This window comes from Pseudomonas sp. GM78, assembly GCF_000282475.1.
GTDB lineage: Bacteria > Pseudomonadota > Gammaproteobacteria > Pseudomonadales > Pseudomonadaceae > Aquipseudomonas.
In genome coordinates, this window is the sequence record NZ_AKJF01000048.1 from 1 (window position 1) to 6951 (window position 6951).

Here is a 6951-nt window from a genome sequence, read left to right on the forward strand (position 1 = left end):
GCCGGGGTGTGGCTGGTGGGGTCGCCACCTATCTCTAAGTCCTTGATTTTACAAGGATTTATCAGCAAAAAAATCTCGAAGTGTTACAGCGTTTAGGTACACCAAAGTGGTGCACCTGGAGCGGCATATTATCGTGCTTGCATCAATCCCTCCACCGTACGACAGCGATCCAACTCCCGACTATTGCATTTCGCACCAACTCCAAATGCCCACGCCCGTGGCGGAAAGGGCAAAGAGCATTGGAAATATGTGCTCTGTAAACCATGGCGACAGGAATAAATTTTTAATGAAACCGGCTACCCGGCTGTAAAGGATGACTAAGCGATGGGGTGTTATGCGGTTTAGGTAGCCATCCACGGTGCAAAGGTTTCCGTTGTCAGCCTCATAGGTGCATCGAAGTGTAAAGCGCACCACGCTTGATCTTGGGTCGCCGTTCATCTCGCCTGTCGGCCCTTGAGACACCTCATAATCCATGCGACCTGCTGGATAAATCTTTATATCTTTGGAGGTTTTGTGCTCTGGGTTTGCATTGAAATGCTCCATTGCAGAGCGGGTGTTTGCTCGGCTATATAGGGTTTGAGTAATGCGAATTAATGTTCGTTCGTGATGTTTCGTTGCAGTTTCTCCCTGATCCGCCCATTTAGGTGGTAGATGTTGAACGAATCGGAAGAAAAAGTAGGCGTTGGCGACTGAAAGTAGGAGCCAGGTGTCGTGAGTGTTGGTCGTAAATTTTATCGAATTGCCGAGGATGGAAAGCGTACTCATCTCGGCCTTGAAATACCAAAGCACCAGCAGCAAAGTGGAAAAGGCGAGCAAGAAGCTGCGTGCCTTCTTGAAGCTACCTTCATCAAAATCTGTTCCCATTACACCGCCCCCATTATTGAAACGCTATGATAGCATTTGGCCTGTCTACGAAATTGAGTCTAGGCACAGGGTAGGAGAAGTGGCATGAGCAGGGTTGAGACTTGTGAGAAATGCGGTTCTGTTTATCACCTAACAGGAACTCACGTTCCGTTTCGAGATAAGGATTCTATCGACTGCGACGTCTGTGGAACGAAGCTGTTCAGTTGGAACGGATCAACTATGTGGGAGGCGGTTCTGAAAGTGCGCAATCAGAATCACCTCAATCGAGTCGATTAGACCTTCTGGCTCCCGCGATTGATGACTGTCATGGCGGGAGTTGTCGCATCTGTAATTCAGTCTTCGTGCCGTCTGGAGTCTGGTTTCGAATCGACCGTCTGTAGACCTTAACCTACACGCGTCCGATTTCGCTGATCTGAAGAGGACAATTTAACTGAAGCGAGCTCGACGCGCGTATCCAGCCTTCAGCGTCCTTGAGTTTTGTAGGCGTATTCTATACTGTTTATGCATACAGCTGTTGGTGCTTTACAGAGCTGGCAGCGTTGAAGATTGAACAAGAAGGGTCGAAATGGACACTGAGTGACATCGCTCCCTGGTCGGTCGTGTGTGGTATCGGCACTGGGTGATCAATGGGCTATAGTGGGCTAACGGAATGGCCTTCGGTCACAGTCTGTGGACGAATTTGGTCCGAAGAATATCTACTCTATAGAGCGCACATGAATTTAGATATCGAGTCATTAGCCCGCGAGATGACTGGAGAAATAGGAGAAGCCTTGCTCTTAGATCTGAGCAAGGCCTCATGGGACCAGTTGAAGTGCAATGAGATCAAAGATCTTGGGATTTCATATGGATCTCACCAAGGACTAGTTAGAACCCGACATGAGGACAGGTCGGCAGTCGCGCAAATATCAGCAGCCAATGGAGAGACCTATCTCGTTGCTGTTGTATGCGATGGTGTGGGGGGCTCAAAAAACGGTGATTTAGCTGCTTCAATCGCAGTTGCGACACTTTTTTCTGAGCTTTCACGTATCAAGACGGCACTTTCAGGAGAACAAGTCCTTTCTCATGTTATTCGTAGAATGGACGATAAAGTTAGGGCCTGTTTGTCCGGTAGTGGTTCGACAACCGCCAGCATTATATTGGCGACGTCCGCTGGCGAATTTATAGGTGCCAGTATCGGTGACAGTAGAATTTATACATGGGACCCTGCCAAGGATAAGAGGCTCAAGCAGGTAAGTGAAGATGACACTCTTGCGAATGAAGCCAAAAAACTAAACTTACAAGATGTATCTGCTCTTGCCCAAAAAGGGCTGCTGGCAAGCCTTTCACAGGCAATCGGCGAGTCAGGTCGCGAATCTATAGATTTAAATATAAATGTAAATAGATCTGAAGAGTTTTCAAGGTCAGTAGTTTTGTGCTCGGACGGTTGCTGGAAACATGATTCTTTAGGTTTTGAGTTGGTTGTGACTAATGCCAAGTCATCAATTGAGGCTAGTAGGAGAGCTCTCGCGTTAGCAAATTGGACTGGGGGAACTGATAATTCTTCGATAGTCGTAATTGAAGATATCTCCAAATTGGTTGAGTGGTGTGTGAGCAAGGCGACAAAAAAAACCAAAAACACGAATTTGGATGTTTGGCTAGCAGACCAAAGATTTTCGTTTTTTATAAACTATGTATTTGCTGGTCGTCATGCGGAACCGTCACAGCCTGCGTCAGAAAAAAAGCCGGCTAAAAGATACGGTCGCTCCAAACAAAAAAGCGAGGTTGAGCCCCCTAGACAGATGGACTTAGTGGAGCAAACCGAAGCAAAAAAACGTCAACGATCGATTGTCCGTCCCATGATTGAAATCAGCGTGGACTCATCAATGGATAGTGAAGTCGACCATAAACAATAGTAAATGGAATTAGTATGTTACCTGCACGATATGAATCATTGCCTGAAAATCCTCAGTTTGGCGGTTTTGGTGCTATCGAAGTTGTTCATGATACATTCTTGGACAGACGTGTAATTTTTAAGTCGATGCAAAGTTTAGCGGATAATGATCAATTGCTAAACGAAGTTAGGCATTTGTCAAGTGCCCGCTCGCGTCATGTTGTAGAAATTTATGACGTCGTTTTCAATGAGTATGGGGTTGCGGAAGGCATTATCATTGAGCAATTGACTGGAAGAGACTATGGTAGCTTTCATTTAGAAGCGCCTGGCAATATTTATGGCTACATCAAAACCCTATATCAAATTGCTACAGCGCTGGCTGATCTTCATGAAAAGGGTATCGTTCATCGCGATTTAAAGTTAGATAACTTTAGAGATTCGGCGGCAGGAATTTTGAAGCTTTTTGATTTCGGAATTTCCACGGATGATCCCGGTTACTACACAATAAATAGCAGGGCGACTTTAGTTTATGCAGCTCCGGAGTTCTGGGGTGCTGATGTTAAGATTACTTCAGCGATGGATGTATATGCCTTGGGAGTTTGTGCCTGGGCATTAGCGAAAGATAAATTCCCACCTGAGCTTCAGCAGCGCCCGCCGCAGTCTCTTAGTTCGGTCTCTTCGATACAGGCTGCTCTTCCTGAGCTACCCGTAGAGATCGCTTCTATGGTGGACTCTTGCTTAAGCGTTGATCCGAGTCGTCGTCCAAGTGCACGGCTGATTAGTGAGTTGTGCGCGCGCTACTTGGTTAAGAATCAGCATCGAGGTCTGTTTGTGGTTGGTCAGAAGTCCATCTACGAATTGACGCACCAGAACCGCAATGTAAGTGTTTCTCTAGGGTATCTTGGGGGGGTGCGAGTTGACTATGACGGGCTAGATTTCGAAGTTAAATCTGTTACGGGCGATGTCTATATAAATAACAAGCCCCTTCTTCCAGGTTCGAAGCTTTCCGAGGCATGCGTGTTGACTTTCGGAAAGCCAGAACTTCGTTATAATCGCGAATGGGTCAATTTCTCATCGTCTCGTCCAGAGGTTGTGTTATGAGTAATGTGTTTTCTCCTAATCAAATTTTGGCTGGGCGGTATGAAATTATCAAGTATTACGCTGCAGGCGGGATGCAGGAAGTCTATATCGCGCGAGATTTGGCTCTGGATCGAACGGTCGCTTTGAAAACTCCAAAGGCTGGGGTCGTAGATAGAAGATTCAGGCGTGGAGCTGAGATGGGGGCCCGTGTCGTCCATCCCAACGTGGCTGCTACTTTTGATTACTATGAAGACGAGAAAATAACTTTCTTGGTCGAAGAGTTTGTCCCGGGCAGGGATCTAGCCAAACTTCTTGATGACGAATTTTACTACCTCGACCCTGGCTTGGCGGCCCATATATTACATCATATGGCCAGAGCGCTGAATGAGGCCCATCGAGTTGGTATATGTCATCGGGATCTAAAGCCCAGCAATATAATGACATCTGGAGATCCGGGTGTCGCTGCGTTGAAACTTACTGACTTTGGCATCGCTAAGCTTGCAGAGTCTGAAATTGAAGCAGAGATGAATCTCTTTGATGAAGATGAATCCACATTAACTACGTCAAATACATTGCTGGGTGCCGTACCTTATATGGCTCCCGAGTGTTGGGTTAATTGGAAGGCCGCTGGTCAGCCAATGGATATCTGGGCGTTTGGGTGTATAGCTTATCAATTGCTGGTAGGGTCTCCTCCATTTGGCATGGGGCGAGCAGCGATTTTCAACGTCGGTCGATTATCATTTACGGGAGTAAATCTCGAAAAGCCTAAGTGGTTTAGCACTCATAAAGTGACTGAAGTACTGGAAGAAGATCTCTGGAAAATCATACAAGGATGCTTAGCTTTAAATCCAGACGATCGTCCAAATGCCTCGCAGATAGTGGAGGCATTTAACCTGATCTGTTACGCCTCTACGGATCGAAAAGTTGGGTTTGTCAGCGATTTCAAGATTAACTATGCTGATGGTGGTACGGGAAACTTCGGATTTATCAATGATGGAGCTGGGGAATCTACGTTTTTCCATAATACCGTTTTTTTTGGAGATCAGCCTGCTGCTAGAGGGCAGCGAGTGAGCTTCAGTAGGTACCCGGGAGTGCCAAATGCTAGGTGCTCTCCTGTCCTGTTATTGAAGCCAAAGGCTATTTAGATCTTCGTGGAGGGCAGGTGAGTTGCACTCGCCTGCATCCCGCCGAGGGTGAGGTAGCCATTTTTTTCTTAAACTAATCTATTGGTCGTAAGCCATTTTTGACTGCCCTGATACCAAAACTTTTTAAAATTTGCACCTGCTCTAGAGCGAATATCGCCATTCAATCCGTCGCGGAATATAGGGCGGATAATCTGGCAGGTCGGCGGATTCCCGTACGGGGTGGGTCGGTACTTAACGCCGTTCCCGTGCCACATCGCCGTCAATAGCTACAAATTCAGAATATCACGGTACTAGAAACCACCCGTTGGTGGGTTATCTCAAGCTGGGGGGGATTTACAGAGTCAGCTCCCTCTTGATGCGATAAACGGTTGCAATGCCCACGTCTGCAATCTTGGCAATTTCCTCCGCGGTGATGCCATTCCGCTTAAGCAAGCCCGTTACTTTGTCCCACTTCGCTTGATTCCGCCCCTTGCCCGTTGGTTTCCACTCCGGTTCTGCCGCACGCTTATTCTCCAAACCTTCCCTAATCCGTTGCACCCGTTTTTCCTGGTCGAGGCGGGCCATGGTTGCCATCAGATCCAGCAACATGCTGTTGATTACTTCCATGATTTGACCCGTGATGCCCTTGTCCTCAACCATCATATGACTGGTGGGCAGGTCAGCTACCACTAGGCGAAGTCCCTTGACCTTGATGGTTGACTTGAGGGTGTCCCAATCGGCTTGTGAGAGGCGACTCAGACGATCTACCGATTCTACCAGCAGCACTTCACCCTTCTCGGCAGTATCCAACAGGCGCATCAACTCAGGCCGGTTGAGTTTGGTGCCACTGATGTTCTCGGCGTACACACCTGTTATTTGCAAACCCTTGTCGGCAGCGAACGATTCCAGTGCGACTTTGGCCCGGTGGGCATCTTGATCCTTGGTTGATGCACGCAGGTAAAGATGAGTATTCATGACCTACTATCCTTTGCTCTAAGAATCGATAGATCAATGATAATTGAATCATATGGCTATCTGCAATAGTCATTTGATAGTGATTTTGAGAGTGATGCTGGGCTACCAGACTTGTCTACTTCTTTGATAGGGCTTCCTGTCCTCGGTCGGCATGCACTTGTGTGCCAACCCGGTGGAACGCGGCGTCTATTCTCCAAGTCAAGATAGAAATAGGTCGTATACATCGCTCGCGGCACAAGGCTTTTTTATACGGGGACTTCATTCAGATGCTGGAGCGTGAATGCGAACCCAGAAGTAGGGCCACTATTATTTGCCTGCGTACTGGCAGGGTCCTTCTTGTCCGCAAAAAGGGTGGCAAGTGGAATTTTCCAGGTGGTGTTATTAAGGGGGCCGAAAGGCCGCAAGAGGCCGCTGTAAGGGAGTGAAGAGGCTTGCCTACGTGGTCATGTTCTCCATGCCCTTTGCACAATCCGGGTTGGCGGTACGATGCACACGATTAACCTGCCTGAAAGTGATAAAGCAAAACCAGGTAACGAGATCGTCGCGTGCAAATGGATCCACCGGAGTAAGCTCACCGGTTCGATGCTCAATCCTTCTGCTGCAGCGTTACTGGCGATGGGGCTGCCTGCTCTTTCGGCGTAGCTGGGCACGCTTAGTCATCGTTGGCTGGCTGAAACCTAGCGCCACTCATCTCTACAAGCCTGCCCAGTGCCGGCTCCACCACGCGATCAGAATTGAGCAACTGACCAGCTATCCGCATTACAGTGGCTAAGCGTTCAGTTTGACCGGTTTCTGCCAGCCAGGATGCGAGGATGTGAAGTGTCTCGCAAATGGCAATCTGGTTTCTCCATAGCTGGGTCATTGCTCTGGTGGTGCAAGCATCTACTTCCCTATACATATCTGCGTCCCTTCGCTTTGGTCATCGCAACCATTCAGGTTTCCAGGCTGCGTAGACCTCACTCCGCCAAAAGTCTCTTCTCTACTGTAGCGTCGGTCAGAGCCCTCATCCAATTAATCACGTACTGTACGGACCGGACA

The 6951-nt window shown here is 48.1% G+C and carries 7 protein-coding genes; 5 read left to right on the forward strand and 2 right to left on the reverse strand.

Annotated elements, in window-relative coordinates; all coding sequences use genetic code 11:
• Positions 1–180: 180 nt before the first annotated feature.
• Entirely contained in the window at positions 181–864 is a 684-nt protein-coding gene (locus PMI35_RS26830) for a hypothetical protein (protein ID WP_008055844.1), read from the reverse strand.
• Positions 865–1577: 713 nt separating this feature from the next.
• Between PMI35_RS26830 and PMI35_RS33610 the strand changes: the two genes are divergently transcribed.
• The 3 genes from PMI35_RS33610 to PMI35_RS26820 are packed head-to-tail and all read left to right on the forward strand — an operon-like array spanning position 1578 to position 4959.
• A complete protein-coding gene (locus PMI35_RS33610; protein ID WP_008055846.1) occupies positions 1578–2756 on the forward strand; it encodes a PP2C family protein-serine/threonine phosphatase in 1179 nt (392 codons plus the stop codon).
• Positions 2757–2770: 14 nt separating this feature from the next.
• Positions 2771–3835: a protein kinase domain-containing protein gene (locus PMI35_RS26825; RefSeq protein ID WP_008055847.1), complete on the forward strand. Its 1065-nt coding sequence runs from the start codon at positions 2771–2773 to the stop codon at positions 3833–3835.
• The gene (locus tag PMI35_RS26820; protein ID WP_008055848.1) at positions 3832–4959 is read left to right on the forward strand and encodes a serine/threonine-protein kinase; all 1128 of its coding nucleotides are present in this window, start codon (positions 3832–3834) and stop codon (positions 4957–4959) included. The genes PMI35_RS26825 and PMI35_RS26820 overlap by 4 nt, the downstream gene beginning before the upstream one ends.
• A gap of 333 nt (positions 4960–5292) precedes the next feature.
• Here the strand turns inward: PMI35_RS26820 and PMI35_RS26815 are convergent, their stop codons facing one another.
• Positions 5293–5913, reverse strand: coding sequence for a recombinase family protein (locus PMI35_RS26815; protein ID WP_008055849.1), 621 nt, complete (start codon positions 5911–5913; stop codon positions 5293–5295).
• Positions 5914–6179: 266 nt separating this feature from the next.
• Between PMI35_RS26815 and PMI35_RS35175 the strand changes: the two genes are divergently transcribed.
• Positions 6180–6338: an NUDIX domain-containing protein gene (locus tag PMI35_RS35175; protein ID WP_238543143.1), complete on the forward strand. Its 159-nt coding sequence runs from the start codon at positions 6180–6182 to the stop codon at positions 6336–6338.
• A 61-nt stretch (positions 6339–6399) separates the two neighbouring features.
• Positions 6400–6555, forward strand: coding sequence for a hypothetical protein (locus tag PMI35_RS35180; protein ID WP_238543144.1), 156 nt, complete (start codon positions 6400–6402; stop codon positions 6553–6555).
• Positions 6556–6951: the final 396 nt, after the last annotated feature.